The organism is Mesorhizobium sp. M1328 (assembly GCF_040318075.1).
Lineage (GTDB): Bacteria > Pseudomonadota > Alphaproteobacteria > Rhizobiales > Rhizobiaceae > Mesorhizobium.
Map to the genome: position 1 here is coordinate 1 of NZ_JAMYLO010000027.1, position 26,760 is coordinate 26,760.

Sequence of the window (26,760 nt, forward strand, 5' to 3'; positions counted from 1 at the left end):
AACCAAGCGCCCCCGCCCGCGGCCCCGCTGCTCACAACCAAACCCAATTCCTCCCCAACCACCCACACACACTGGCGCCCCGGCCCCCCGGCGCCGCCTCCCCCCCCCGGGCTCCCCACCGGCAAAAGGAGGTTGCAATGAGCCGCTACACCATCACTGTCACTGGCACCGTCACCGGACGGGGCCGCTCGGATCCAGACGCTGTCATCGGCTACGACACCACTTCGGACCTACTTCCTGCAGGCGTTCCCGCACGAAGAAACCGACGAGCCCGGTCTTTGGCTCGGCACCCACGATCGCGCGTTCGAAACGGTTGAGGATCTTCACCGCGCAGCCATCTCACACGGCTACGACTTCATGCCGCTGTCGCCCAAACTGGCCGCAAAGCTGGTCGACGACAAAGCGGCAGCCAGCGGGCGTCCGGTGCGACACACAATCTTCGGCCAGGTGCTGAAACACCTCATCCAACCCAAGTAGGCGACACGTCTCAGGGCCCGCGACGGAGTGTTCCGTCGCGGGCCCTTTTTTTGCGCGTCGCAAAAGAGCCACGAACATCACCCTCGCAGCATGCGATAGCGACTCCAAACCGCCGATCATTCCTTCGGCAGTTTGTGCTTATGAATGCGGATATAGTCCTGGACAGCCTTTCGCAGCAGTTCGGTCATGCTATGCCCGTTGCTGATCGCCAGCAGCTTGAACTGCCGCTGCTCCGCAGCCGTCAGATAGTACCCGCAGCGGATCATCTCCTCCTCGCGAATCTTCTTCCCGGCGATGGGGTCCTTTTTCTGACCCTGCCGCAGCAGCTTGCGGAAATCGGGCCCGACTGCCGGGGACGGCTTTGTCGGTTCCTGCATCTGTGGCGCAGCCTGCTCCTTGGTCCCTGATGTCTCGGCCTTCGGCGGGATGAACATGCTCGGCAGCGCCGGCGGCTGCGTGGAGATCGCCTTCATCATGCGGGCTTTCTTGTCGTCACCAGGTTTCGGTGCGGTTTCTTCACTCATGCCGCGTTCCTTGTGGCTTCGATGAAGGTTTGCAGAAGGTCGTCGAAGACCCCTTCGCTCTCGGCAATCGCCTTCGCGTCAGGCACCTCGGGGCTGTAAAGGGTCTGCCCCGTCTGAAGGTCGCGGTAGGCAACGCGATTGTGCAGGACGTGTTCTGCAATGGGCGTGCCGTTGGCCTGGATGATGGCTCGCAGTTCGGTCAGGGCTCGCGCCCTGCCATCGATGATGGTCTGCTTGGTCAGCACGAATATCGCAGGCAACGGTCTACCCCGGCTCCCGACCGCCAGCGGAATATAGTGGTCGGTGATCTGGATAGCGGCGGTCACATCGTCGAGGGCAAAATAGACCGGCACGACGACAATGTCGGCGGCGAAGAGCCCGGCCATGAGGTTATCGTTTGTGGTGCCTTCCGTATCGATCAAGACGACCGAGCGTTCACCGTTGTGAGTGGCTGCCGCGCGAAGGATTTCCTGCGGTGTCATCGCGCTCACCATCGTGAGCCTGTCAGGACGATTGCCAGCCTCACCCAGCATCTGGAACCAGCGGTTCATGTTCTGCCGCCGGTCGCCGTCGATAAGAGTGACCGAATAACCCCGATGCAGCGCGACGGATGCGAGGGTGCGCAGCATCGTCGATTTGCCAGTGCCGCCCTTGGGGATCGCAGCGCAGATGATCATTGGGGCCTCCTTCCGGCGTTGTGTCCTTGCTCCATGTTAACATGGAAACAAGTCATTATGGACACATGAAACAAAATCACGGTCGAAACATGGTGACATTGTCGACGGGGAAGACTGGTTTGGCAACCCAGGCGCGCATCGATAAGGGCTCGCTAAAGGGGCAGTTTTTGGGCAGATGCTGTCTTCAGGAAAGAAGGGGTCTGGTGGCCCATCAACTGCGCATTTCCGACTACGCATCAGAGGGGCGACTTGTCTCCATGTCAACATGGAGACAAGTCGCCAAGGCATCATAGACACATTGCATCAAATCACGATGGGAACATTTCGCCTGCGCCGCTGCCGCTGCCGCTGACGACTGCGCTGGTGAGAAAACGCGCCTGTAATCTTCATTCCTCTACTCTCTATTGGCAGGATAGCCTATTTTGTGATACACACAAAAATAGGCGGCGCGGCCCTGGCGGGCCTTAGCGCCCGCAAGCGGGCTTGAGAGATGGATGCAGACGCCGAGAAAGCAACGGTCAAGAGCGCGTCACGGCGCTATGGCGAGGTGACGCACATCCGGTTTTCGGCTGACGAGCTAGCCAACCTTAAAGCCATTGCGGAGCGGGACGGCGTTACCCTCAGCGAGGTCGTCCGGCGTCTGGTGCGGGCAGAGGTCGGGCTTCTGCCTGTCGCGTCAGAGGCGTTGCGGCCGGCGATCGTGGACATGACCGATCAGCTGCGGCGCGTCGGCATCAATTTCAATCAGGCGGTGCGCGCCATGAAAGACGGCCGTGTTGCCCATGATGAGGATCTTGAGCAGGCGCTGATCGCCGTGGGCGACCTGGTGCGGCAGTTCCGCGACGAACTGAAAACGATGACCGTCGGGTCTCGCAAGGCGAGGGAGGCTAGGCCATGAGCGGTCCTCTTGCCGGCTACGCGGCCGAAATCGAACGCTATCTGCGGGGCGAGTCCGGCGTGAAGCGTGAGGAGCTGGACGACGACAAGTCCGTGCCGGGCGCCGGACGCGTGGCCAGCGAATTCCAGGCGATGAAGAGTTATGAGCTGACCGGTGGCGGCGGACGCCTCGGGCAAGGACAAACCGGCTCGACCGTAGGTGGCGGCAGGAGCGCCCCTCGTTCTTTCCAGGGAGTAACAGGAGTGGCGGGGGGCTCCGTCTCCAGCGGTGCACCGAAGTCCACTGCTGCTGCGAGGTCGCCCAGGGCCCCTAGCGCGCCGATCCTGGTTTATGGCGCCACGCTCGCCGGTTTCCGGCCGGAAGAGGAGGAGGAAGACTGGAAGCGGCGCGGCGGCGGCGGCCGCGGCGCTGGCCGCTCTGGCGGTACAGGCCGAGCGGCGCGGGCGGGGTATCAGGCGCGGGCCGTGGCGGCACGGGCAGGCTATGCGGCGGGCGCGCAGCCTGCCGTGTTGAAGGTCATGCCCAATCCGCCGTCGACCAAGGAAGCCGCCGCTCGGCTGCTCAATTACATCGGCAAGCGCGAGGACGAAAAAGGCGAGAAACACGACATCGAGATTTTTAACGAGGATGGGCAGGTCCTTGCGACAGGCAGCGCACGAAAAGCGTTCCTGGAAACGTTTTGCGAGACGTTTGAACCACCCTTGGAAAATACCAATTTTATCGAGGTTCGTTTCGACCTCGCTGGCGAGGTCACGGATGCCGCCATGAGCGAGGCCCTGAACAAGGCCTTCGGAGCAAAACCGTTCATCTATGCACGGGGCGGTCAGGGGGTGGAGGTTTACGCGGATACCGATGAGCGGGCCGGACCCCTCGCCCGCGTCCTGGCTGGCGGGCGGGAAAATTCGCGCAGCAAGGCGCTCGACAAGATCGAGGCGCGTTTGGCTGAAGCCATGGGCGCGGCTGGGGTGGTAGCCAAGGCAGAGGTGACTGCGGCCGTCAGCCGTGAACTCAAAGCGAAATATTTCCTGCAGAAGTTTATCCGCACCCACAGCCAAGTCCGCCGCGCAAATGGCGACCCTGTGCCTGGGGTGAAGAATTCCACCAAGGCTGCGGCTTCAGTCTATGAACAATGGCGCCCGCAGTTTTCGGGGCGTGAGCGCCGCAATGCCTATCACCTGCTTTTCTCGGCAAGAGCTGGCACCGATGCCAACGCCGTAATGGCAGCGGCGCGCGCCGTACTCGAGGAGCGAGCGCCAGGATACAAGTTCGTCCTGGCGCATCACAACGACACCAAGCACGTCCATATCCATGCGATGGTGCAGGCACGGTCAGCCGACGGCGAGCGCCTGAAATTCTACAAGCCGGATCTCGCAGCCTGGCGCGAGGCCTTTGCGGGAAAAGCACGCGAGAACGGCATTGCGATGGTGGCGACGCGGCGCATGGATCATGCGATGACGCGGCCATTCACGAAGGAGCATGCCGGAGCCTACAGCCGCGCCCAGAACGATCCGCGCTATCAGGTCAGCGCTAGGACGATCGAGCGAGTGGAGGCCAAGCGGCAACGCCGTTTGGACGGGCAATCCCTTGTCGTGAACGGCGATGCAATCGCTGCCGCATGGCAAAAGACTGTGACGACGATGCGGACCGCGGGCATTGTCGGTCAGGCTCTCACGGCAGCGGAGTCGATCGGCAACAATTTGCTGCAGTTCCGTCGCCGCCGCACAGGGGAGGGGCCGTCAGGTGCCGCGGATCGCGGAGCTGATCAATCGGGGCAGAAGTCTTTCCTGTCCCATCCCGGTATGAGAGAATTGAATGCACTGATAGGAGATTTGAACATGGCGCAAACCCCCTTAGAAATGCGGCGTCAGATGGCCCGCGTCAATCAGGCTCTGGACAACATGCGCGAGACGCTGCCGCCGGCGCATCAAGGACAGTTCGAGCAGTATCGTGAAGAGGTGAACGACAAGATGCACGACCGTCTGGCGCGGCTTCAATTCGAGCGCCAGCAGCAGCGTCGTGGTGGTGGCGGCGACGAGCCAATCCCCGAGCGCCAGGCGCGTGGGCGAGACCTGCCAACTCGGGAGGATCCCCGCCAGCCGGTTGAGCCGCGCACTCGCACCGAGCAGGAGCAGGTGAGTGCCAAGCAGAAGGACGCCAACAAACGGAAGGCGCGGCAGTCGGAAGAGCAGGACCGGAAGACCCAGCGCTCAAATGAGAACGATTATGAGCGTTGAGCAAGGGCCAACCCAGCGTCCTCGTGCGGCGGTCTATCGAAACGGCGCATTCGTCACAGAATGATCAGTCTAGATGGCAGCAATGCGCCTTTCTTGGGTCGTTCCATTGGTTTATGACGTCTGCTGAAAGCGGACTTGTCCGATAAGGGCCGCCATTCGCGCTAGGTCCATGACCATCACACCCATGACGGCCCTTTCGACGGTCACCGCACGCCGGCCCGCCATGGGTAGGCACGACGCTCAAGATCAGAAGGACAGGCGTGCTATGATCTTCGCGGGCCTCGCTGCTCGGACCGCCGGTGCGACGGTTTCTGGTATTTGGAAGGTCCTCAGATTTTGAGCTTTGGATGTCGAGCCCGGTATCGCCGCCTCTGCTGAAGCAATATCTTTCGCGCTGACCTGTAACGACTTACAGGCTCCCTTCTCGTCCCAAAGGTTCTTGGCGATTGCGCTTCCCACGGCTGCAGTGATGGCGCTGGTTGCAACATCGTTTGGCGCGACCTGGCGCGTCGCGATCAACGCCTTGATTGCCTCGCCGAGGATCGCTGCGGAGTCGTCGAACTCGACGCCACGGACTTGGTCGAACCTCTTCTCGGTGCTGCCGTCGACGATGCAGTGATGTGCGATGAAGTCCAGTCGTGGATCATGTAGGCCGGAGCGTAGCCCCAAGGTGAGAGCCCCTTAAAGACCTGCGCGATTTTCGGGATTGAGCCGCCGTCCGTGTACATGAGGCCCGGCTTGATCTTACTACCTGGAGCCGTCGAATCGGCCCGATGGAAGATTAAGGGGTCGTGAGGGTCGGGCACGAACAGGAAATTCCCGTCGCCGGAACTGTTGCCTTCACCGACCCACATGACGAACAAGCTGCCGGATATCTCACCGGTGGTGAGCTTCTGGTAGTCTATGGAGCTGCACCCAGCTGCCGTTGCAACTGCGAGCGCGATCACGCTCGTAATGAAGCGACATACAAATCGCCGAGACAGGCGGATCTGATCGCTGAACGCATTGTGTCGCATCGTTCCACCTCGGTCGAATAGGGTGCTGATGGTACGAGACGCTGCCAAACGAACGGACGAAGTCAGAGAAAACAGACCCAATGGCTCTCGGCGACAATCGAGATTGGCAACCCCTCGTCGCGCCAGGCGGTCGCTTTGAAAATCTTGTCGCCAAACGATGAGTGCTTCCAAGACTCCGTGGCGTAGGCCCCGATCACGAGCACGTCGGTCTTTTGCGTCAAACTGCCGGCGCGGCCGCCACGATCCGCTATGGCCAGCTCGCAGTATTTTCGCTGGCCATAATTGAACGTCCCGGTGAAACAGTACGACCGACCTTCAAAGGTCAAATGCGGAGGCGGATTGCAAAGGGGCAGGGTGGTCGGCTTCAACACTTCCCCGAGTTCGAAATCTCGGTTCGAGAAGCTGTTCAATGTATCGAGAAGTTCGGTGTGTTCATCGGCATCGAGCACGCCGTCCGCAAGGATTTCATTGACCCGTCGGTACAAGGTCCGGACGATCGGCTGATCGCTAATCTCGACATTGGCGGCCAGCCACTTTTGCAGGAACTCGACTTCCGCCTTGTTGATACTTCCGTCTGCAGCGAGGCCGCGCGCTAACCCAATTAACTCATCGATCTGCCGCGAAGAAATACGATCGCCGCCGACGCGGCTGTAAAACTTGTCATCCATGGACCCCTCCCTAGCAAAGCGTCTCGCACGCTACCCCGTCACCATCCCTATCCAGCTTGCGGCCCCACTCACAGTTCTGCAGGTACCATTGGGCGTCTTCGCAGGAGCTGATTTGCGAGCGGTACCGCCGGGGCTCGCACGAAAGGCCGCCGCTTTGCGCGACCAGCTTGCGGCTGATCATGCCGAGCGGCTGGCTCGACGGCGCAGCCCCGTCGCCATGCGATGCGCGCCAGTCCCAAGGCGCTTCGAACTTGCCAACCCAGAGACCAAGCCTCGCCGCCTTGGCCTTGGCCTGCTGCGGCGCGTAGGCGCCGTTGCTGTAGCGCGGCCAATCGAGCGCCTGGCCATGCTCTACCATCCACGCCGCCACGCTGGCGCCGTCGGCGCGCCGGCAGTCGCCGACGAAGCGGTGATAGCGATCCCAAGTCACAAAGATGCATGCCACCGGCCTAGAGGCCGCGAGGAAGCTATCCAGCGCTTCGGCGGATCGCCGACCGCATGGATACTCGAAGCCCTTGTCGTCGTCGCAATATTGCTTGCTCTCTGGCGCATCGATCCCGTTGAACCGAATGCGCTGGCCGTGGATCTCAATCGTGTCGCCGTCAATGACGGACGCCACGCCGGTCATGAGGGCGGGCTTTGGCTCGATCCAGTTCGAAGGGGTCAGGTCGGGCAAGCGGTCACTATGCATCATGACCGTCTGAGCGGCTAAGGCACCGACTGCAGCAGCGGTGACGAAGATCAACCGTCGCGGGACACTTGCCCAACGCATAGCGCGCGAACGCCGGGCGCCAGTGCGTTTGCGCCAATGAGACCGATTGTCGTAACGAGACCTATCCACACCCTCTCCCCCAGCGGGAGAATGCTCCTAAATGTAGCAGAGGTCTAGTGAAGCCTATCTGCTGAGGATTCCCTTAGGAGATCACGGCTTCACTTGCCCTGGCGCAACAGGTGCTAGTGCCGTTCCGAAGCCAATATGCTCCAGCTTAGGAACTGCTTCAGCATTGTGGGTAGTCGAAGGCTATTAGCTATTGTCTTCGACCGGCGCACTTGGGCCATTTTTCTTAATCGAATGGATGGCGTTCTGAGCGCTGGATTTGCCCTCGGTCTGAAGCCGACGCGATATTCGCCAGCTTTGTCCTTAGATTTCGAACTTATGTGCCATGGGTGTGCCCTCCGTTGACAGTGAGAAGCTCGCAGGAATCGAGATGGCCTTGGCTCCTGCCAACAGGTGTTTTGCGTCTCGTTGGGCTACGGAAGCGGCGTGAGCATCCCTGAGGATGCGAGCGGAGCTGCGATCGTGGCGAGCCGTTTGATCAGCCACTATGTTTAGACTGGACAACCCCGCCGGACAATGGATCGCGGCGTACGCGGGTCCGATTTCGGCGGCAGCTTTGCGCCTAATTTCTGACATTCGAGAAACGTTGGTCGGCGGCACAGAAGCGGACGTTCGTGATGACGCGTCTGCCGGACGCGCTCCGATCTGACCGACGCTACTTACTCGCGATTCCGCGAAGCGGGCGAGCGCTATGGTCTGGAATCGGGAGAGATGATCGTGTGCAAGGTCGTCGAAGATGATGGCGACGTCGAACTGCGCGTAGCAGGTGACTGGATCGCCCCGTGGGAAGTGAAAGCCGGCTAGTCGATCACGACTTGATCGCCTTGAAGAAATCCGCCTCCGAGAGGATGCTGACCGCGAACTGGCTTGGCTGGAGGGAGTTGCACAGCTCGCGGCACGCGCAAGGCGTCGCCAGATAGAAAATTCTGCGTCGCCAGTGCAAGAAGACGTGGACGTTCGAGCGCTTCCATTTCTGGATGAACTGCGATGACCTGCCAGCCCACCGCATGATGAAAAACTCGGTGGTGCCGACCTTTACCGGGCGGCTGTAGTCCAGCGACAAACCGAAATTGATCTCGCGAAAGCTCTTGTCGTCGTCCATATTCAAAAGCCAGAACATGCGCCGCCCGCGGCCGTAGAACGCCTCTCGCGCTTGGCGCTCTTCATCGGAAATCGTTGAATGCTGTAGCTCGACGATGGTCGTTTGCTGCTGGCCCGCAACGAGCACGTCGGCCCTGTGATGCTCTCCGGTCAGCGGGTCGGTGAGAGTTATCTCGCACTCATCCCGCTGGAACTGTGATTTCCACCACAAATGCCATTCGCCTTCCGGCTCGCTCCAGGGATCGCACTCGCCCGTGAGGTGGCGCCAGTGCGATACATTCTGGAGCGGCATGACCGCTGTCAGCACGCCTTGGCAATCCGCACAGACGGTGCGCTCTCCCTTTTTGTCAGGGCGACGCTTGGTGCCATTTACCCATGCGTAGAGCATATCGCGTCATCCATCGTTTGCGGGAAGCAGCAACACGCATGGATCACCTTCCGGCGTCAGAATGGTCGTCCGGCGCTTTGATCGCGTTACGCTCACCCGGAAGTTCTGACGCGCAGAGGTAAGATCGCCGATGCGCTCGTTCGAGCGCACGATGCGATCGGGGTTTGCGACGATCTTTCCCTGAGCCCGCCTCGGCCAGCCCTCGAAGATGACGACCTCGTCGAACTGTTTGCCCTTCGCCTTGTGCATGTTCATCACGATGACGCCCGTTTCGGGACGTTTGCCCGAGGCGAAATGCTCTTCCACGAAAGCGCGCCGGACAATTTCGAGCGCGTGCCTATAGGCGCCGCCGGCGCGCCAGTCGGCGGAGAGCGCCTGACGCAGCACCGTCCCTTTTTCCAGCAAGCGGATGTTGCGGGCTTCGGCCGCGACCTGCTTCAGCCTCGCGCAGTTTCCGCTTTCGAGTAGGGCGCGAACGGACTGCCAATCCGTATCGGGATCGCCGCTGAGGGCGAGTGCGAAGACAGCGTCCAGAACTTCCTCGATGGCGTTCATGATGCTCGCCTTCGCACGTTCCTTGCCGGCGGCCGCACGCTCCTGCGCCTTGTGCAGGGCTGCTTCCAGCCGGTCTGCTTCGGCGAGCGCGTCTTTCGTCGGCTGGTTTCCGTTCCTGCCGCGAAAGAATGCGGCCGTAACTTCGACCAGACCTGCAAGCGTTCTTCCCGGCTGCAACAGGTAGGCGATGATTTCGGCCGAGAGAATGACGCCGTCCATGTCGATCGAGGCCGTGTGCCGGATCGGCGGCATGTTGCCGAACTTCACCCGCATATGGTCGGAGACAATCCGCATCATTTTTTTGGTCGGCACAAGAACGGCGACGGACCAATCGATCACCTGGCCTTCTGCCAAACGCCCGCGCGCGGCCATGACTTCTCCTCGCAGCTTCGCGAAGGCCTGCGCTTCGTTCGAAACGAAGACTCCGAATTCGACGCCGGTATAGGCAGCCTTGTATTTGCCGGTCAGGATGTGATTGCCGAAAAGGGCGATCTCGGTTCCCTTGCTGCGGTGATTGTCCGTGCTGAGGTCGACTATCTCTGGCGCGAACGCCTCTTCGAAATGCTTCAGGCGCTCTGGATCGGCGCCGATGAAATCGAAGATGCGCTGGTCGGGGTCCGCCAATGCGATCAGGCGGCTGTAGCGCCCTAAGGATTTGACCACATCCCACTGCGCCTTGTTGGTGTCCTGGAATTCGTCGAGGATGATGTCGGGATAGCGGTTTGCGATCAGCTTCCCGACCTTTTCGCTGCGTGAAAGCAGTTCGGCAACGCAGGTCCCGAAAAGGTCAAAGCAAATTTTCCCTTTGCTGCGGGCAAGCCGCCAGCGCTCCGCATCCTCCTGCGCTGCGCGCTCTTCCTGCTGCTGCTTCGTCGGTTTGGAACGGGGGAATGCCGCGCGTATCGCCGACAAGGCGATCGCTTCGTTGGGCGGTGTCAGCAACGAGAGCCTGCGCGGCAGTCCGATCAGATAGCCGTGCGTGACGATGATCTGCCAGAAGAACGAATGGTATGTCTCGACCTCGATACGCCGACGTTCGGCGGCGCCGACGCTCGGCTCTTCGCGTATTGCTTCCAGCACGCGCGAGATCGTCGCCCTGGCAAAGCTCAGAAACAGCACGCGTTGTTCGGGGCCAAGGCGCTCGCGCACTTCCTTCGCCGCCTTGAGGATCGAGACCGTCGTTTTTCCGGAGCCCGGCCCGCCGAGAACGAGAAGATGTCCCTTCGCGGCCAGAACCGTTTTTTGCCCTTCGGTCAGCTCAAGCGCCATTCGCAGCTCCGGCGGCGGGAGCAGCTACCGCCGGAGGCGGATTGCAGAGCTTTGCCAATTCCTTGCACATGTCGCGCAGCCAGAGCGGAATCTCGGCTTCCGTGCATTGGGTAAGGAAGTCCGCAACCCCCCAGTTGCCCTTCGACCACTGGAAATAGTCGCTCAGAGCCGCCGCCGCGTTGGCTTTCGGGTTCGGATATTTTTGCGAGAGGTGCGGCGGCCATTGAAGCGCATCACAGAACCGCTCCAGCGCTGCTTGCGACGTGTTCTTCAGCACGAGGTTTTCGAAGCCTTTTTCCGCATGCATGAAAAGCTTGTCGACCTTCGCTTCGATCGCTGCCTGCGCCGCTGCCTCCTGTTTGTCACAGGCGGCGAACACCTTTTTGCCGAGTGATCTATAGAGCTCCGCGAGGTCCGCAATCTGGTTTTGCGTGCCCGCATCCATCGTGCAAATGCCGAGGCCTTCGAACGAGGTGTAAGTGGCCGGTGCAAGCTCGTGCAGCCGCCGCGCCACAGCCGGGAGTGACGTTGCTTCGGTTGCGCCTTCCGCGATCAGAACCCTTCTGGAGAGCAGACCCTCGCAAAAGCGCGTCCTGAAATCCTGCAGGTATTTTTTGTGCTTTACGCTATCGGGCAAAACGACTTTCGCCTGGGTCAGCTTGCCATCGCCATCGCGGGAGAGGATCACCGTTTGCTCGAGCCCGAACTCCTCGAGCACGTAAGGCGAATGTGACGTGAAGATCGATTGCGCCGCCATCTTGCGGATCTCGTGCACGATGCGTTTTTGCGCGTAGGGCGGGATAGCGGTCTCGACTTCCTCCATCGCGAAAATCACGTTCTGCTTGTCTTCCGCAATGATCGAGAGCATCGCGAGGACGAGCATGTTGATCGTGCCGTTGCCCTGCCGGTAGAAGGGCGCGGCGTGCGCGCCATCGCCCGTTGCGACGAAGGCGGTGATGACTTTGCGGAGATGCTCGCGGGTGAGCGATGACACGCGCAGATGCGGTTCGACACCCCATTCCTTCGGGACGTAGTGCTTCAGAGCATCGTTGATTTTGGTGAGTACGCCGGAAAGACCGAGTTCGGGTTTGGCCGCGACATCGAGCCCCGACAATTCCGAAAGCGTGTCCTCCCACATTTTCGGCCGGACTTCCTTCAGCCGCAGAATGATGTCGAGCAGACTCCCGTGCTCCAGACTGAGCGCCCTCGTGCCGGTGCGCGCAGCGCGCAGGTATAAAAACCCGCAATGCTGCTTGTCCTTCTTGTGGAAGACCTCCGGTTCGCCTTCCTCGATCGTGCGCGCGAAATAGGATGCGCCCTCGAAATCGTCTTCGTCCTCGTCGTACTTGCCGATGAAAGAAAGCCGTAGCGCCGCGACGATCTGTGCCGCGTCAACTCCTTCCGGATTCGGATCGTCGTAAAGCTTGGATGCCGCCGTATCCCACCATTCGATGTACGCGGCGAAACGGGCCTGCTGGTCTTCACTCAAATCTATGACCACGACTTCGACCGTGATTTCCGGTGCGGGTGTTGGCGCCGGCGGAACTTCCGCACCGGGCTGCGCCTCGGCGGCCTCGGCCAGATACTTTCCTTGAAAAAAATCATGCTCGTCCACGGGCGGGCGGCGGGCGAGCCGGTCAGGTCCCATGACCAGATCGATTGCTTCCAGAATCGTCGACTTGCCGGTGTTGTTATCGCCCACGAGCACAGCGTGTTTTGGCAGGTACAGCGTGGCTGCGCTCACTCCACGAAAATTTGTGATGTCGAGTCTGGCAATATGCACGCGATTCGCCCCCACTACATGAAGGCGATAGCTTAGCGCGCGACGTGACCTTCAACCACAAGTATGTGCAAGGATTCGCATAGACTGAACGGCTGCTTATTTCCGTAAATTCCATACCGCACCGGTAGACCGGACGGGGCTCTATCTCGCGGGGCGCTCGACCACCCGCGCATAGTGCGGTTTCGGCCCATACGGGTGACGATCCCTGGCGGGAGACGTGGTCGCAGCGTGAAGCTGCGCAAAGTGTTTCTCACGCGCGTGTTCCACGCGCTGGCACCCGTTTGTCCAGCTTAGACCGACGACGGGGACGTATTCCAATAGCAGTAGTCCTCCGGCCCGCTCCATTTTGGAGCAAGATGCTCCTCTCCCTGAGCGGCGGCGAGCGGTAGCTGATCACGTACGGCCGACACGTGTTGCAGGCGATGTGGTTCGCGGGGTTAAGCACACTCAGCGCACTCAAGTGGGCAGGAAGCGAAATGGCAGCTAAGTCGTCTTTACTTCCAGTGCCGGACGGTCCGCTGCCGTGAAGAGTTTCGGGCGCCGGCAGGCGTACGAAAGTCCCCGAGGAAGGAACCCGCGGGCCACGGGCGATGGCTATGGAGATTTCGATTTTCGGCTGGTGTCTGGGATGGCGCGACCGCCGCCGGGAAGCGGCGGGATTGATGCAGACGGACTGCCTTGTCTTCCGGCCGTGCGGCATCGTCGGCTCGGCATGCAGTCGGACGCAGCCCTGTCGACGCCGATGATCACCATGGACGCGCCCGGGTTGGTTGCCGGAGGCTGAGTGCCTGCGCCAGAAGGCTGCATCAAGCCATGCCGGGTCATGGGGCGTTCTCCCGGTCCGGTGTCCTGGCGTAGGGCGGTCCGCGCGGCTGCCTCCACCGTTCGAACACCTCGATGACGATCATGCGTCCGCCACAGCAGGGGCATGGCGGCCGGAAGTCTTCCGGTTCGCCTGGTGTTTCGTCATCGGCTGGCGCGGTGACGTCCAGGAGTTCGCGGGCGAGCGCGAGGCTGGCCTTGCGGGCGGAGCCGGCGAGCAGGCCGTAATGCCGGATGCGATGGAAACTGCGTGGCAGGACATGGAGCAGGAAGCGGCGGATGAACTCGTCGGCGGCGAGCGTCATGATCTGCTGCCGGTCCGCGCCGTCGCGGCGGTAGTCCTTGTAGCGGAAGGTGACGCGGCTCTCGTCGAAGCGGATCAGGCGACGGTTTGAAATGGCGACCCTGTGCGTGTAGCGCGACAGGTAGGCAAGCACCGCTTCCGGCCCGGCGAAGGGTGCCTTGGCATAGACCACCCTTGCGACAGGCTAAGCCCTGGAAAGGAGAATGGAATGTAGATCCTGAAACCTTTCGAAGCGATCCAGAGGGTTCGACCCCCTCCCGGCAAAGGCGCAGCCCGCCAGCCGGAAGCGAGTCTTGCATGGGCGACGGCAACGTCGCTCGTGAAGCGTAGACAGCGGATGCTGAAGCCATGTGACAGCCTCGAGATTATGTGCATGCGGAGGCCTTCGGCGTGGGTAGCCCGGGGGCAGCATCGTCGGAACCGCCAGGGGCGAGGTTCTGGCGGCTCGGCCGGGGTCTTGGAGCAGGGCAAAGGCATGGGATGGATCGCCAGGGAACCTGTGAGATCCCGCTTACGTCCACAAGCGAAGTACGCCGGAACAGGGACCGCCGGTTGACCATGGGTCCAGGCTCGATGAGCGTCCTCCACGCTCATCGGGAGCGCCTCGGCGAGCACGAACATGGGAGGCGCATGTGGGGCCTGTGACCGAAACTATAAGGGAGCAGGTATGCGTGAGCGGGAAGTCGTAGCGCCTTCATAGTAGCGGTGAAGACGGGGAACTGGGCTCACCGGGACCCGACGGAGCGAAGGGAGGCGTCATGTGTAGAGAACCGTTGACCTGAAACATGGGAGGGGGCTCTGAACCCCACAAACCTGTCTACGAACCGACAACGGATAGCCGAACTGGCGAGGACGAAACGGGGTGTGGCGTTGTGCTCGCTCCACCATGTCATCGATCTGGACTGGATGAAGGAGGCCTACCGGCTGACCCGCAAGGATGGTGCCCCTGGCATCGACGGCGTCACGGCGGCGGACTATGAGATGAACCTGGAGACCAGACTTCTGGAGCTCCTGGAGCGCATCAAGTCCGGCCGATATCGTGCGCCGCCGGTCCGGCGGGCCTATATACCCAAGGCGGATGGGTCGCAAAGGATGCTCGGCATTCCGACCTTCGAGGACAAGGTGGCGCAACGCGCCATTACGATGGTGCTGGAGACCGTCTATGAGGAGGATTTCTACCCCTGCTCGTATGGGTTCCGACCGGGCCGTTCGGCCCATCAGGCGCTCCGCAATATGCAGAACGTGCTGTGGGCAAAGCGGCTCTATTGGGTGATCGATCTCGACATACAGAAGTACTTCGACTCGATTCCGCACTCTCACCTCCGGGCGTTCCTCGACCAGCGAGTCACGGACGGCGTCATCCGACGGATGATCGATAAATGGCTGAACGCAGGAGCCGTCGAAGACGGTCTTCTGCGCCGAACGGCCGAAGGATCCCCGCAAGGAGGCGTGGTCTCGCCCTGCCTCTCGAACATCTTCCTGCACCACGTGCTGGACGAATGGTTCGAGACCGAGGTGCGGCCGCGGCTCCGTGGGGGCTGTACCATTGCCCGCTACGCTGACGATGCGCTCATGGCGTTCGACAACATCGTCGACGCCCAGCGTGTCCTGGCAGTGCTGGACAAACGTCTTGGACGGTTCGGGCTTACGCTCCACCCCGACAAGACGCGTCTTGTCGACTTTCGCCCGCGAAGGACGGAGAGCACACGGCATCCGAAGACGGATGGCACCAAGTTCGACTTTCTCGGCCTGACCCACGTGTGGGGACGGTCGCGCAGAGGCAAGGACATGGTGATGCAAGTCACGGCCAAGAGCCGTTTTGCCCGTGCGCTGGCTGCGGTAAGTGACTGGTGCCGGAAACACCGGAACTGGTCGATCCGCGATCAGCATCGCCATCTCTCGTCCATGATGCGGGGCCACTTCGCCTATTATGGCGTCGGGGGAAATGCTCGGCGATTGCGATGGTTCGCCCACCAGGTCGTGAGGATATGGCAGAAATGGCTATCTCGGCGAGATCGTCAAAGCGTGTTCCGATGGACCCGCCTCAACGAAATCCTGAAACGCCATCCGCTGCCGCCAGCCAGAATTCTTCATTCGTTTGCCACCGTGAGCGAAACTCTACCATGAGGAACCGGATGCGGGAAAACTGCACGTCCGGGTCTGTGAGGGGTGGGGGCAGTAACGCCCCCACCTACTCGGCAGCGCTTGCTGCGAACAGGCTTCAGATGACGCAGGAAGGCGCGTCGGTCGGCCAGATGCGCCGCCGATCCGACGAAGGCGAGCCGGCCGGCATCGTGAAGCGCGAGCAGCCGGGTCAGGAACAGGCGGCGGAAGAGCTTGCCGAGCACGCGCACCGGAAGGAGAAAAGCCGGGCGCGACGATACCCAGCGCTTCCCGTCGAGTGCGATGCCGCCGGCCGGCACGATCATGTGAACATGGGGGTGGTGAGTCATCGCCGAGCCCCATGTGTGGAGCACGGCGGTGATGCCGATGCGCGCGCCGAGATGCTTCGGATCAGCGGCGATGGTCAGCATCGTCTCCGATGCCGCCTTGAACAGCAGGTCGTAGACTAGCGCCTTGTTGTGGAAGGCGATGTCGGCGACTTCGGCGGGCAGGGTGAACACGACATGGAAGTAGCCGACCGGCAGCAGGTCAGCCTCGCGCTCGGCCAGCCATGTCCGCGCCGCGGCGCCCTGGCACTTGGGGCAGTGCCGGTTGCGGCAGGAGTTGTAGGCGATCCGCCACTGGCCGCAGTCCTCGCAGGCCTCGACGTGACCGCCAAGCGCCGCGGTGCGGCAGTGCTCGATCGCCGACATCACCTTGAGCTGGATAATGCTCAGATGGCCGGCATGAACGGCCCGGTAGGCGGGTCCGGCAGCACGGAAGATGTCGGCGACCTCGACAGAGGCGCGCACGGCTCAGCCATCGGGCGAGATCTCTGCCTCCTTGAACAGGCCGAGCTTGTCGAGCGGGCTCGTGACCGTGCGCACCGTGCGGGTCGCGACCTTGGTGTAGAAGGCGGTGTTGTCGAGCTTGGCGTGCCCGAGCAGGACCTGGATGACCCGAATGTCGGTGCCGTCTTCAAGCAGGTGGGTGGCGAAGCTGTGGCGCAACGTATGCGGCCCGACCCGCTTGGCGATGTCGGCGGCCTGTGCCGCCTCGACGACGATGCGGTGAAGGTGTCGGGTGCTGATCGGCTTCATCGGATGCTGCCCGGGAAACAGCCAGCCATCGCGGTGCATGACACCCTGTTGCCGCCCGACCTTCCACCACTGGCGCAACAGCGTCAGCAGGTCGGCCGACAGCATGGCATTGCGGTATCGTCCGCCCTTGCCACGCTCGATACGCAGCAGCATGCGCTCGCTGTCGATATCGGCGACCTTCAGTGTCGAAACCTCGGCGACGCGAAGCCCTGAGCCATAGGCGACCGACAGCGCGGCCTGATGCTTGAGGCAGGTGGTGGCGTTGAGAAGCCGGGCGACCTCGTCTCGGCTTAGGACCACGGGTAGCTTGCGCGGGTGCGCCAGCCGGACGAGCCTGCGCGCCAGATCCGGGCGGTCGAGCGTATGGGTGAAGAAGAAGCGCAGCGCCGACACGATGCTGTTCATGGTCGGAACGGGAACGCCGTCCTCCTGCTGTTCAACCTGGAATCGTCGTAGGTCGTCGGCCGTGGCCGTATCCGGAGATCGGCCGAGGAAGCTGGCGAACCTTCCGACATCGCGGAGATAGTTGCGCTGCGTCTCCTTGCCGAACCGGCGCAGGGTCATATCGTCGATCAGCCGCTGGCGCAGCGGGCTGATCGGAGCTTCGAGAACAGGATGGGTCATGGTCAGGCTCCTTGTTGAAGAAGCCCGTCATGCTCTGCCGCCGCCGAACGACGCTCAATGCAGGCGCGACGACCGGTTCCTGATCTCTACCTCAACCGCAGGCGCCCTCCCGCGCAGCGGGTCGTCTAATCGCCCGACCGTCAAGGGGGTAGGTGCAAGGCAGTCGTCCTTTTTGCCGATGCTCGTTCGTATGCCGGGTACAGGGTCGTCTACGCGGTCGACGCAAAGCTGATCGCCGCAGGATGAGTTTCGCAGGTGAGATCTTCCTATGTTCGTTACGCAATCTGCTAAACGAGGCCAGTTGCTTCCCGCTTCGCGGAATGATCTCAGCCACGTCCCGGCAGGGACGGCTCGGTGCGTCCTGTAAGAACGCTATTGGTTGAATGGCCTGAAGAAATCGTCGTAGTCGAGCGCGTCTGCAGGATCAGGCAGCGGCGGGCGTTCCTCCGTGCGGATCGAACAGCTCGCCCGTCCGGAGCATCGCATGCATGATCACTGCCAGCTTGCGCGCCAGGGCCACGGCGGCTCGTTTGAAGCCGAGCCGTTCTTTCAGCTCCAACGCCCAGGTTCGCAGGGTGCTGGTATCCGTCGACCGGTTCAGGATGACCGCGGCCGCTTCGTATAGCAGTCCGCGCAACTGATTGTCGCCACGGCGCGAGATATGGCCGTCATTATCGACCTCGCCAGATTGGTAGCGTCTCGGGGTCAGGCCCACCCATGCGCCCACGGCGCGCGAGTTCCTGAAGTTCGCCGGATCCTCCACGGCCGCGGCAAAGGCGGTGGCTGTGACGGTGCCGACACCGGGCACCGACATGAGCAGACGGCAGTGCTGGTCTTCACGAGCCATCGCGGCCAGTTGCTTGCTCAGCTCTGCTATCTGGTATCGAATATCACTCCATGCCCGAAGCATTGGCACGACGATGCGCGCCAGCTTTTCTTCGCCCTGCAGAAGCTCGCGAACGTTGCGATCGAACACGCTGCCGGCGCCCTTGGGCACGACGAGGCCGAACGTCTTCATCAATCCGCGGATCTGGTTGGATATCTGCAAACGCATCTTTAGAAGCTGGCGCCGCGCGGTGATCAGCGTGCGGATCAGCATGCTGTCGAAACCTTTGACCCGAACCTCTCGGTAGAAGCCGACCTCGGCCAGATGTGCCAAGCCATCGGCATCGTTCGCATCGGTCTTGTTCGCGGCCATGTCGAGCGCGGCCTTGGCATGCCGCGCGTCGATGCAGATCACCGGCAGCCCCTCTGCCGTCAGCGCATGGTAGAACCACACCGACAGCGGCCCCGTCTCGAACACGACCCGCCAGGCATACGGTGCGCGCTTGCGGATCATCGCCGCGAGCAGTTGCGGGTCGGACGCGCACTTGCCCCGCCAAATCCTCTTGCCGTCCTGCCGGATCGATATTGCCGTCTCTTTCATGGATACGTCGAGACCGATATACTGCTTCATGGCTGTCCTCCGTTCGATGCCTGGGCCCGGTGTCGATCGTGAGCCCGTTCTTCATCCTATCGGGGGACAGCCAGCCGGCTAGATGTTCGAACATCGACGCCACAGCTTTGGTGGCCACCGCTCCCGCGATTACGTCATGTTCGTTCATCGGCTCAAAACACGACATTTGGCGATCGGCACAGCGAAGGCCGCTCTGCCAGCACGCGATGACCATCGCAGGCAACAAAAGCTCAGGTCCCCTTTCGTCTGATTTCGGGGCGTATTGCTTTAGCCAGTGATCCAGGCTTTCCACGCTGGATAGAAATAATTGGACGTCGTGATCCGCCGCCATAGGTTCAGGCGCCGCAACCGTCATGCTTTCTCCCAGGAGCCGGCGTCTGATGGCCTTGGCGCTACCGTTCGTTAGGTTCAGTAGGCATATCGAGCCGGGCTAAGAATGCTGCGAACGCATCCGGGCTGGCTGCAATGATAGCCTGGTCAAGCAGGGCCTCTTCTGCTGCTATAAGCGTGGCATCAAGGACGAAATCCGTTCGGTTCTTCCCTCGCGCCTTGGCACGGTTAATCAGGCTCCGTTCCTCGGCCTTGACACGGTAGCCTATCCGTCGACTACAGGCAAAGTATCTTCGACGACGCTCAAATTTCGATCGAAAGTCTCGGTGTCGGATGCGTGGGCTCGGAGAGAGCGCACCTTGTTGAGGATCGCCGCAACGGCTGCTTCTTTGTCGGGCGCTATGCTTGTTGTCACAGCTTTGGCCGCCAACGTGGTAAAATCTATGGCGGCGTAAGCTGGTACGGCTGCAGCATCGGTTGCTTTCGGCCGTTCTTCTGCGATTGCGCGCCGTCCCTGCGGCGAAGCCATACGGCCAGCTTTTGCGGCAAATGTCGCGCCGCGCCGCAGGCGGGTCTGCAAGAGGCCTGAGCGGTACGCGGGTGCTGTCGGCACAATCGTCGGGAGCGCAGGAGATGGCACCGCCGCAGAAGAGTCCAATGCAGAGTTTTTCGCGCGCGAAACGTCGGTCGAGGCGGGCAGGGGCATGAACGCGCGTTTGACTAGCTGGCCGTCGGCGAAATAGAAATTGCGCGTGCCGAGAATTGGCAGTTCGCCGCGCGGCAATATGATGACCTTGTTCTTGTCGAGCGTGCGGATTTCGTCCGGCCGCATGAGGGGCCGCCGCACTTCCTTGCGGTGCTCCGACCGCGTGTAATACGTGTCGAACAACGTCGCCTTGGTGCGCGTCACGTCCTTTTGCACGTCCGACGTTTCGCCGAGCTGCTCGGAAACGTAGCGCAGATCGTCGGCGTCCTGCGCACCGAAAAAGATCTGCACGCGAGCGGCGTTGATGAGCGTCTTGCGCCCTTCCTGGCGATAGATCTCGTCTACAGCCTTCAGCGACTGCACGAAGAACCACATGGAAACGCCGTTGCCCCCGAGCACGCTCGCCATTTCGGTCACGTTCTCCAGCTTGCCGAGGTTCTGGAACTCGTCGAGCAGCACAAGCACCGGGTGCTCGTTCGGACGCGGCATGGTTTCCGACATGAAGTTCATCATCTGCGTAATCAGGACGTTGAACAACGGTCCAAGCGACGTGATCTGCTCGCGCCGCACGTCGAGATAAAGAGAAATTCGATCACGCTTGAGCCTGCGAATATCGAACGTGCTGCGGGACGTAGCTCGCATCAGGCGCTGGTTGAGAAAAGGGGCCATGCCAGTGCGTACGCCGGCGTAGATGCCGGAGAACTGCCGCTCAGACATCTCAAAATATGGCAGCAGGGTTTGCAGGGTGAAATGCGAACAATCGCGTCGGCGTTCCTCGCGCAGCGAGCCGATGAATTCCAGGAGCGGCTGCTCGGCACCGTTCATGATCTCGAGGATTGCGGCGAAGGTCTTCTTCTCGTTTGGGATCGCAGGCGATTCCATGACGAATGACGCTATGCCGGTAAAAAGGAGGCGGGCGTCGTTGACCCAATACGGGTCTGCGTTTGATGGGGGGCGCGGAAACAGCGCCGCAGCGATGTTGCGAAGGTCGATGTCACGCTGTGCTGAATCCAGCGAGATGAAGTCCATCGGATTGTAGCATGCGGTATTGCAGTCCGGATCAGCCGGCGCGAAACGCACCACGCGGCTGATGGTTGAACGGTAACCGGCAGTCGCCGCATAGGTCTCGCCCCGCAGGTCGAGAACCACGAGCGAACGCGGCCAGGTCAAGGCGTTCGGGATGATGAGAGAAGTACCTTTACCGGAGCGCGGCGGCCCTATGACGAAGCCGCCGACATCATCGCCATCAATCCACAATTTCTTGCCGCCGATCAGCTTGCGCTGCGTCAAGCGGATCTTGCCGGAGCGCTGATCGCGGCCGGGCGACAGAATTTCGGCAAGCCTGCCGCCGGCTCGACCGACGAAGACGCCGCCAACTTTCGTCAGGCCGGTTTTCGATACGTCGTTCATCGTCATGAAGCGAGAGTCATTGCGCTTTCTCGGGCGCATGAGAAACAAGCTGACCAGTGGCAAGAGAAACCCTAATGCTCCGGCTGCAACGGCGTATTGCACCCGGCCAAAATTCCTCGCCATCGTGTCCGCCCAGGCCTGACGAACGACCGGCAACGGATTGGCGTTCAGCTGGTCGAACAGGAAGTGTGAGCCGGTCCGATACCAATCTGTCGCGGCATAGGCGACCGTGAAGAGCAGGGCGCCCAAGGCCATGGCCATGAGCGCCATGAAAATTGCTGTTGCGATTTTCTGCATGGATGGGCCCCCGCTAGATCGTCTCCGCCTTGGTGAACTTGATCTCGCTGATGCCGCGCCGTCCGCCTTCGGTGCGGACCATCTGAACGACCACCGGAATGACCTCGCGCAGATAGTCGAGAATTTCGCTTCGTGAGAGGCCCGTACTGCCCTGCATGACCATCAGCGCCAGCCGCTCGTAGGCGGACCGCGCGGAATTGGCATGAACGGTCGTGAGTGAACCCGGGTGGCCGGTGTTGATCGCCTGGAGGAACGCGAAGGTTTCAGCGCCGCGCAACTCGCCCAATAGCAGACGGTCGGGCCGCATGCGAAGCGAGGCCTCGAGCAGCTGTTGCGCGGAGACCTTGGCAAGCCCCTGGTCGCCCTTCGAGGCTATCAGGGTGACGTTGTTGGGGGCCGGCAGCCTCAGTTCGCGGGTGTCTTCGATTGTGATGATCCGTTCATGGGCCGGGATCTCCTTCAAGAGCGCATTCAAGAACGTCGTCTTGCCGGTCGACGTACCGCCTGAAACGACGATCGAGACCCGGTTGCGCACCGCATATTGCAGGAAGTCCATCGGCGACGTGTCGTGCAGCATTTCGACAAGTCGCTTTTCTTCCGTTGAAAGCGCCAAGCCGGCGCCCATCGCCGTGTGCTCAAAGGCGCCAAGATCCTTGTAGGCATCAAGGCTCATATCCATGATGACCTGCTTGCGGATCGAGATCGCCCCGCCTTCGGGAGCCGCGGGCGGCAAGATGCATTGGATGCGCTCGCCCGAGGGTAAAGCGGCCGACAGGACCGGCTTTTCTTCATTGATGACCTGATTGGTCGCCGAGGCGACGCCCGTCGAGATATTGCGAATCCAGCCGGGCGTGACCTCGCGCTTGACGACGTGCTCCATTTCCTTCGCGCCGAGGCGTTCGATGAACAATTCACCCGGCCTGTTGATCGCAATCTCGGAAACCGAATCTTCGTTCAAATAGGACCATATCGGTTCCAGATGAGCGCGCAGGACCGGGGCTCTCGCCCAAGGATCGGGGAGGGGATGCACGGCATTCATTTTACCGGGCTCCCATAGCCGGGATAAAAATGATCCTTCGGCGTCCCGTAGAGAGGCGTCGGATCGATCGTCGTCTTCGGCCGCCCGCCTGCCTTCAGGCGCGCCACTTCTTCCTGAACGGGGTCGGCGTATAAGTCCGAGAAATCGAGATCTCGCCGCACCAGCACGACAATGGATGTGCCCTGGTCGACAAAGACTGTCGGGCCAATATTCTGCGTGTCGCGAAACGCCTCTTGCGCGAGTTGCTGCAGGGCGGTCGATGATTTATCGAACGCGATGCTGCGGGCGTCGCGCTGCGAGCCATTGCCACCATAAGTTACGGTCGTGGTCTCACCGGTTACGGGATCGATCGTCGACACCTGGCGCTGTTGTCCATCCTGGCTGCTATCGGCAAGCGAGGACAGATATTCAGAGACGCCGCCAACGACGGAAAGCATGATGGCGTTGCCATAGCGTTCAAGCCAGTGCGTATCGACACGGCCGCCCATGCCACCGCGGCCGAGCGCGTCGGCACCAGGCGATTTGATATCGACAGAAATGCCGTCCGAGCGGATGACCCTGCTCCAGACGATGAAAACACGCTTCTGACCGCGCGCAAGCCCCGAGCGGTATTCCCCGGTCAGGCGCGAGCCCTTCGGAATGAGGATCCGCCTGCCGTCAAGGGAGAATACATCCTCACGCACGACGGCGCGCACAGCGCCGGGAAGGTCGGTGTTGATGGCGGTTTCCAAATAGCCGCGAATGATCGTTCCTTCAGGGATCAACGCATCGGTGCGTCGGAAGACCCTGGCTTTGACAATGCTGGAAGAACTTGCCTCAGACTGCGCCAGGAATGCCTTGTTGGGATCACTGTCGGCGCCGGGGACCGGGATGATCTGACCGTCGGGCGCGATTTCGACCTGCGCCGCCTGGGCGCCGGCATCTGTCGAGCCGGTTTGATCACTCGTCACCATCTGGTTCGACCGCAAGCGTTCCCACACCGCTTTTTCATGCTCGGCGGCCTCAGCCTTGCGGCGAGCCTCGTCCTCAGCCGCGGCCTTGCGGCGGGCTTCTTCCGCCTCGGCCTTGCGGCGAGCCTCCTCGGCCGCCATTTGCGCCTCCAGCGCGCGCCGCTGCGCATCAAGGTCCGCGCCCTCCTGTACGGTCTGATCGACATTATCGGCTTGTTGCGTGCCGTTCTGGTCGACGGCCGGTGGCGGCACCACGATCTGGTCGATCGTGCCGTCGGCAGGTTGCGGCGGTTCGTTCAACACCGGCGGGCGAAACTCGGGCGGGTTGAAGTTTTCCTCGCCATCGCTGCGAAGGTCGCGCGATACAGGCTCCCGGGGCCAGTTCAGCCATATCAGCGCGCCTACCAGCACTAGGCCGAGGCCGACCAGGGCAATCCTGGTACCGACGCCCGCACCACGGCGCGCGACCGTCGGGCTGCCGTCCAGTTGGTTATAATCGATCTGGGTCATCACCGCCCTCCGCTGGATCCGAACAGGGTGGAACCGCCTGTCAGTTTCGTTGGACCGTAGACTTGCTCGACCGGGTCGATAGCGTTGGGTCGCGCCCGGTTGTACAGGCAGAGCGTCTTGCCATCGGCCCGCAAGGTGAATTGCCGCGCGACCTTGTCGATGATTGTGTATTTGCCCTGCGTGCGAACGTTGACCAGCGACTCATGCCGCTTGTCGTCGACAACGAAAATAGCCGGAATGTCACCCCTGAACTCCAGAAACACCTTGGTGCCGTCGTCGAATACGGTGCGCGGCTTCAAGCTGTCGTCGCCCTTGTAGGCATAGTCGTAGTTGAGATCGGCATAGTTCAGATCCTTCAAATCCGGATCGGCGGCGCTCTCCTTGGCCTGTGAGAGCAGGCGCGCGTTGATATCCTCGTCCGGGTATTTGAACCGGACCTGGAAGGATGCGTGGTCACGGCTATTGTCAGTCGCCTGCAGCAGCAGAGAATAGACGCGCCGGTTGGTGACGACGTTGACGTTGGTCCAAGCATCGCGCTCCAGCGGCTTGACGAACAGAAATCGCGATCCGCGTTTGGGGATGATCGACCAGCCTTTCGTGTCGCCGGCGGAGACGGTTTCAATGACTTCGGTGGGGCTGAGCTCGACCATCGTCGAAATGCCAAGAGCTGCACGCACCGACGTCACGTCGTCATTGTTGAAGGTGACATATCGGATCCGGCTGTCGCGTGCGGCCGCGTTGTGGGTAATGCCGAGGAAAAGGGCGGCCGACAGGGCGAGGCCCATGCGCCATCTCATTGCAGGCTTCCCGCAGCCGGCGCCGATTCCTGGTCGCGGCGGTAATCCGTAACCTGAAATCCCAACGGGTTGTCGAAACGCCATTCGTTCTTGAGCGGCGTTGAGGTGTAGCGGAATTTTATCACTGCCACCCAATTATCGGCCGTGGACGAATTGTCCCGCCGGGTCGTCGTGGCAAAGCGCACCGAGGCTGTGTTGCGATTGAGCAGGGAAACCGACTTGATCTCGACCGAGACGGTGACATTGCGGCCATAGGTCTTGTCCAGCGATTGTGGATTTGCAGGCGTATAAAGCCATGTCAAATCCTTGGACGCGGCGTCGGTGGAGTAGAGCTGCGCCAGGTCGTAATTCTGTTTTAGTTCACGCGAATCGTAGGTTTCGCGGGCCCTGATATAGCGCACCAGATTTGCCGCCGTGACGGCTTCGTTCTGCGACAAATCTCCAGGCTTCAGCGCGCGCATGATCTCGAGGTAGCCCGTCGATTTGTCGACCTCCACAACATACGGTTCGAATTGCCGGAGCGGCAGGATCAGCACGAGCGCCAGCAGCGACAGCACCGCAACCAGTCCCGAAACGCCGCTGACGATCCATGCCAATGTACGCGATCGACGCATTGACCTGTGCGTGTCGTCTTCCCAGGTCGCGCCCGCCCTGTAATAGCGCTTGTCGACGAGTTCGCTGCTGCGGTCAGCAGGTGTTTCCACTGGAATTGACCCTTTGCTATTGCCTTGTTTGCGCGACGCATCCTGATCGAGGCCGCGATCGGTGATCGTTCTTGTGTTCTAGGCCAGAGGCCTGGCGTTATCGCGCGCACCTTGCTGGATGGCGGACCGGGTTGCGGCATCTGCCCTGGCTGCTCGCGAAGATCGGAAACTGTTTGCCGCGAGTTGCCGGGCTCCGCGAGCAGCGCGGCTGGCGGCACATCGCGCGCCGGAATAGCGCACGGTATTCCTGCCGAACGTCCCATATGAGTAGCGCGCTCCCACGGCGCTGAGATACCCGCCGCCATTCAGGATCGAAGCGATCGAGGGTATCTGCATGAGAACGTAGATCCCGATGATCGTCACCAGCACCAGCGGCAGCACCAGCGACATTTTGCTGTCCATGGTCGCTCCGCCGGACGTGGCGGTGTTCAACGCCGCATTGACGAGCGAGAAGTAGAAACCGAGAAAGCCGTAGATCAGGACTTGCTGGATCATCAGAAAGGTGGTCAGCGAAAGGAAGCCTTCGCTCATGCGCGAGGACCATCGGTAAAGCCAAAGGATGATCCATATCGGCGCCAAGGCCAGCGTGATGAACAACATCACTTTGGCGGCGATGATCGCGGCAATGGCAAGCGCTGCGAAGATGATGGCCGAAAGCAGAACGAGCAGCGACAAGAGCGCACCAAAAATGTCATAGAAGGATCCGCTGTAGACCTGATTGGCGACGTCCTGGGCCCCTTGGTAGAGATTGTCGATCAGCGCTGGAATTGCCGCCTGGTCGCTGAGCTGGTTGCCGGTGGCGCGCGACACGGCGCCAACGATGACCTTGCCGACCTCGTCGGGAACGCTTTGCACGAGCTGATAGATCGTCGCGGAAAATGTGCCCCATCCCGTCAGCAGCAGATAGATGATGACGGCGCGGCCGAGGCGATAGGCCGCTTCGATTGGCGAAATCGACCCACGCCCGCTCAGGATCGAATAGCCCCACCACACGATATAGAGGGTCAGCATCAGGGTGAAGACGTTGCCCATCGCATTGCCCAACTGCATATAGACGGTGCGGACGAAGTCCTGACCGATGTTGTCAATGCCACCGAGAATGCTTACGGCGAGACCGTTCATGGATCCTCGTCAATGATGCTGGCGAACGGCGTTGAATTGACCGGCTTCAGCGCGCCAC

The 26,760-nt window shown here is 61.3% G+C and carries 20 protein-coding genes and 3 pseudogenes; 3 read left to right on the forward strand and 20 right to left on the reverse strand.

Annotated features, from left to right (window positions below):
- Positions 1–593 precede the first annotated feature (593 nt).
- Together NKH23_RS30430 and NKH23_RS30435 are read right to left on the reverse strand one after the other, a co-directional pair.
- Positions 594–1,001, reverse strand: coding sequence for a hypothetical protein (locus NKH23_RS30430; protein ID WP_353036175.1), 408 nt, complete (start codon positions 999–1,001; stop codon positions 594–596).
- Positions 998–1,678 carry a nucleotide-binding protein gene (locus NKH23_RS30435; RefSeq protein ID WP_353036177.1) on the reverse strand — a complete coding sequence of 227 codons (681 nt, stop codon included), beginning with the start codon at positions 1,676–1,678 and terminating at the stop codon, positions 998–1,000. Before NKH23_RS30435 ends, NKH23_RS30430 begins: the two co-directional genes overlap by 4 nt.
- Positions 1,679–2,168: 490 nt before the next feature.
- Here NKH23_RS30435 and NKH23_RS30440 point away from each other — a divergent pair, with 490 nt between their 5' ends.
- The gene (locus NKH23_RS30440; RefSeq protein ID WP_353036179.1) at positions 2,169–2,576 is read left to right on the forward strand and encodes a hypothetical protein; all 408 of its coding nucleotides are present in this window, start codon (positions 2,169–2,171) and stop codon (positions 2,574–2,576) included.
- A complete protein-coding gene (locus tag NKH23_RS30445) occupies positions 2,573–4,810 on the forward strand; it encodes a relaxase/mobilization nuclease domain-containing protein (protein WP_353036181.1) in 2,238 nt (745 codons plus the stop codon). Before NKH23_RS30440 ends, NKH23_RS30445 begins: the two co-directional genes overlap by 4 nt.
- Positions 4,811–5,056: 246 nt before the next feature.
- Here the strand turns inward: NKH23_RS30445 and NKH23_RS30450 are convergent, their stop codons facing one another.
- From NKH23_RS30450 to NKH23_RS30485, 8 genes and pseudogenes are all read right to left on the reverse strand, one after another.
- Positions 5,057–5,479 carry a hypothetical protein gene (locus NKH23_RS30450; RefSeq protein WP_353036183.1) on the reverse strand — a complete coding sequence of 141 codons (423 nt, stop codon included), beginning with the start codon at positions 5,477–5,479 and terminating at the stop codon, positions 5,057–5,059.
- Between the two features lie 409 nt (positions 5,480–5,888).
- The gene (locus NKH23_RS30455; RefSeq protein WP_353036185.1) at positions 5,889–6,494 is read right to left on the reverse strand and encodes a BRCT domain-containing protein; all 606 of its coding nucleotides are present in this window, start codon (positions 6,492–6,494) and stop codon (positions 5,889–5,891) included.
- Positions 6,495–6,504: 10 nt separating this feature from the next.
- Complete coding sequence (locus tag NKH23_RS30460) at positions 6,505–7,170, reverse strand: thermonuclease family protein (protein ID WP_353036187.1); 666 nt, start codon at positions 7,168–7,170, stop codon at positions 6,505–6,507.
- 348 nt (positions 7,171–7,518) lie between these two features.
- Positions 7,519–7,659, reverse strand: a pseudogene (locus NKH23_RS30465) (YegP family protein).
- Positions 7,660–8,140: 481 nt separating this feature from the next.
- Complete coding sequence (locus tag NKH23_RS30470; RefSeq protein ID WP_353036189.1) at positions 8,141–8,821, reverse strand: competence protein CoiA; 681 nt, start codon at positions 8,819–8,821, stop codon at positions 8,141–8,143.
- Between the two features lie 6 nt (positions 8,822–8,827).
- Complete coding sequence (locus NKH23_RS30475; RefSeq protein WP_353036191.1) at positions 8,828–10,645, reverse strand: UvrD-helicase domain-containing protein; 1,818 nt, start codon at positions 10,643–10,645, stop codon at positions 8,828–8,830.
- Positions 10,635–12,428: an ATP-dependent nuclease gene (locus NKH23_RS30480; protein WP_353036193.1), complete on the reverse strand. Its 1,794-nt coding sequence runs from the start codon at positions 12,426–12,428 to the stop codon at positions 10,635–10,637. Before NKH23_RS30480 ends, NKH23_RS30475 begins: the two co-directional genes overlap by 11 nt.
- An 821-nt stretch (positions 12,429–13,249) precedes the next feature.
- A pseudogene (locus NKH23_RS30485) lies at positions 13,250–13,726 on the reverse strand (IS91 family transposase); the annotation flags it as partial.
- A 734-nt stretch (positions 13,727–14,460) separates the two neighbouring features.
- Between NKH23_RS30485 and ltrA the strand changes: the two are divergent.
- Positions 14,461–15,681 carry a group II intron reverse transcriptase/maturase gene (gene ltrA / locus NKH23_RS30490; protein WP_353036195.1) on the forward strand — a complete coding sequence of 407 codons (1,221 nt, stop codon included), beginning with the start codon at positions 14,461–14,463 and terminating at the stop codon, positions 15,679–15,681.
- Between the two features lie 83 nt (positions 15,682–15,764).
- Here the strand turns inward: ltrA and NKH23_RS30495 are convergent.
- The 10 genes and pseudogenes from NKH23_RS30495 to NKH23_RS30540 all read right to left on the reverse strand — a co-directional run.
- Positions 15,765–16,469, reverse strand: a pseudogene (locus NKH23_RS30495) (IS91 family transposase); the annotation flags it as partial.
- A 3-nt stretch (positions 16,470–16,472) separates the two neighbouring features.
- On the reverse strand, positions 16,473–17,381 hold the full coding sequence (locus tag NKH23_RS30500; protein ID WP_353036197.1) for a tyrosine-type recombinase/integrase: 909 nt from the start codon (positions 17,379–17,381) through the stop codon (positions 16,473–16,475).
- 424 nt (positions 17,382–17,805) lie between these two features.
- Positions 17,806–18,837 (reverse strand): IS110 family RNA-guided transposase, encoded by a 1,032-nt coding sequence (locus NKH23_RS30505; protein WP_353036199.1) that lies wholly within the window; start codon positions 18,835–18,837, stop codon positions 17,806–17,808.
- A gap of 392 nt (positions 18,838–19,229) precedes the next feature.
- On the reverse strand, positions 19,230–19,502 hold the full coding sequence (locus tag NKH23_RS30510) for a type II toxin-antitoxin system TacA family antitoxin (protein WP_353036293.1): 273 nt from the start codon (positions 19,500–19,502) through the stop codon (positions 19,230–19,232).
- The gene (locus tag NKH23_RS30515) at positions 19,433–21,580 is read right to left on the reverse strand and encodes a type IV secretory system conjugative DNA transfer family protein (protein ID WP_353036201.1); all 2,148 of its coding nucleotides are present in this window, start codon (positions 21,578–21,580) and stop codon (positions 19,433–19,435) included. The genes NKH23_RS30510 and NKH23_RS30515 overlap by 70 nt, the downstream gene beginning before the upstream one ends.
- Before the next feature lie 13 nt (positions 21,581–21,593).
- Positions 21,594–22,619 (reverse strand): P-type DNA transfer ATPase VirB11, encoded by a 1,026-nt coding sequence (gene virB11, locus NKH23_RS30520; protein WP_502912391.1) that lies wholly within the window; start codon positions 22,617–22,619, stop codon positions 21,594–21,596.
- Positions 22,616–24,079, reverse strand: coding sequence for a type IV secretion system protein VirB10 (gene virB10, locus NKH23_RS30525; protein WP_353036205.1), 1,464 nt, complete (start codon positions 24,077–24,079; stop codon positions 22,616–22,618). The genes virB11 and virB10 overlap by 4 nt, the downstream gene beginning before the upstream one ends.
- Complete coding sequence (locus tag NKH23_RS30530; RefSeq protein ID WP_353036207.1) at positions 24,079–24,876, reverse strand: TrbG/VirB9 family P-type conjugative transfer protein; 798 nt, start codon at positions 24,874–24,876, stop codon at positions 24,079–24,081. The genes virB10 and NKH23_RS30530 overlap by 1 nt, the downstream gene beginning before the upstream one ends.
- Positions 24,873–25,580 carry a VirB8 family type IV secretion system protein gene (locus NKH23_RS30535; protein WP_353036209.1) on the reverse strand — a complete coding sequence of 236 codons (708 nt, stop codon included), beginning with the start codon at positions 25,578–25,580 and terminating at the stop codon, positions 24,873–24,875. The genes NKH23_RS30530 and NKH23_RS30535 overlap by 4 nt, the downstream gene beginning before the upstream one ends.
- 78 nt (positions 25,581–25,658) lie before the next feature.
- A complete protein-coding gene (locus NKH23_RS30540) occupies positions 25,659–26,702 on the reverse strand; it encodes a TrbL/VirB6 family protein (protein WP_353036211.1) in 1,044 nt (347 codons plus the stop codon).
- Between the last annotated feature and the right edge of the window lie 58 nt (positions 26,703–26,760).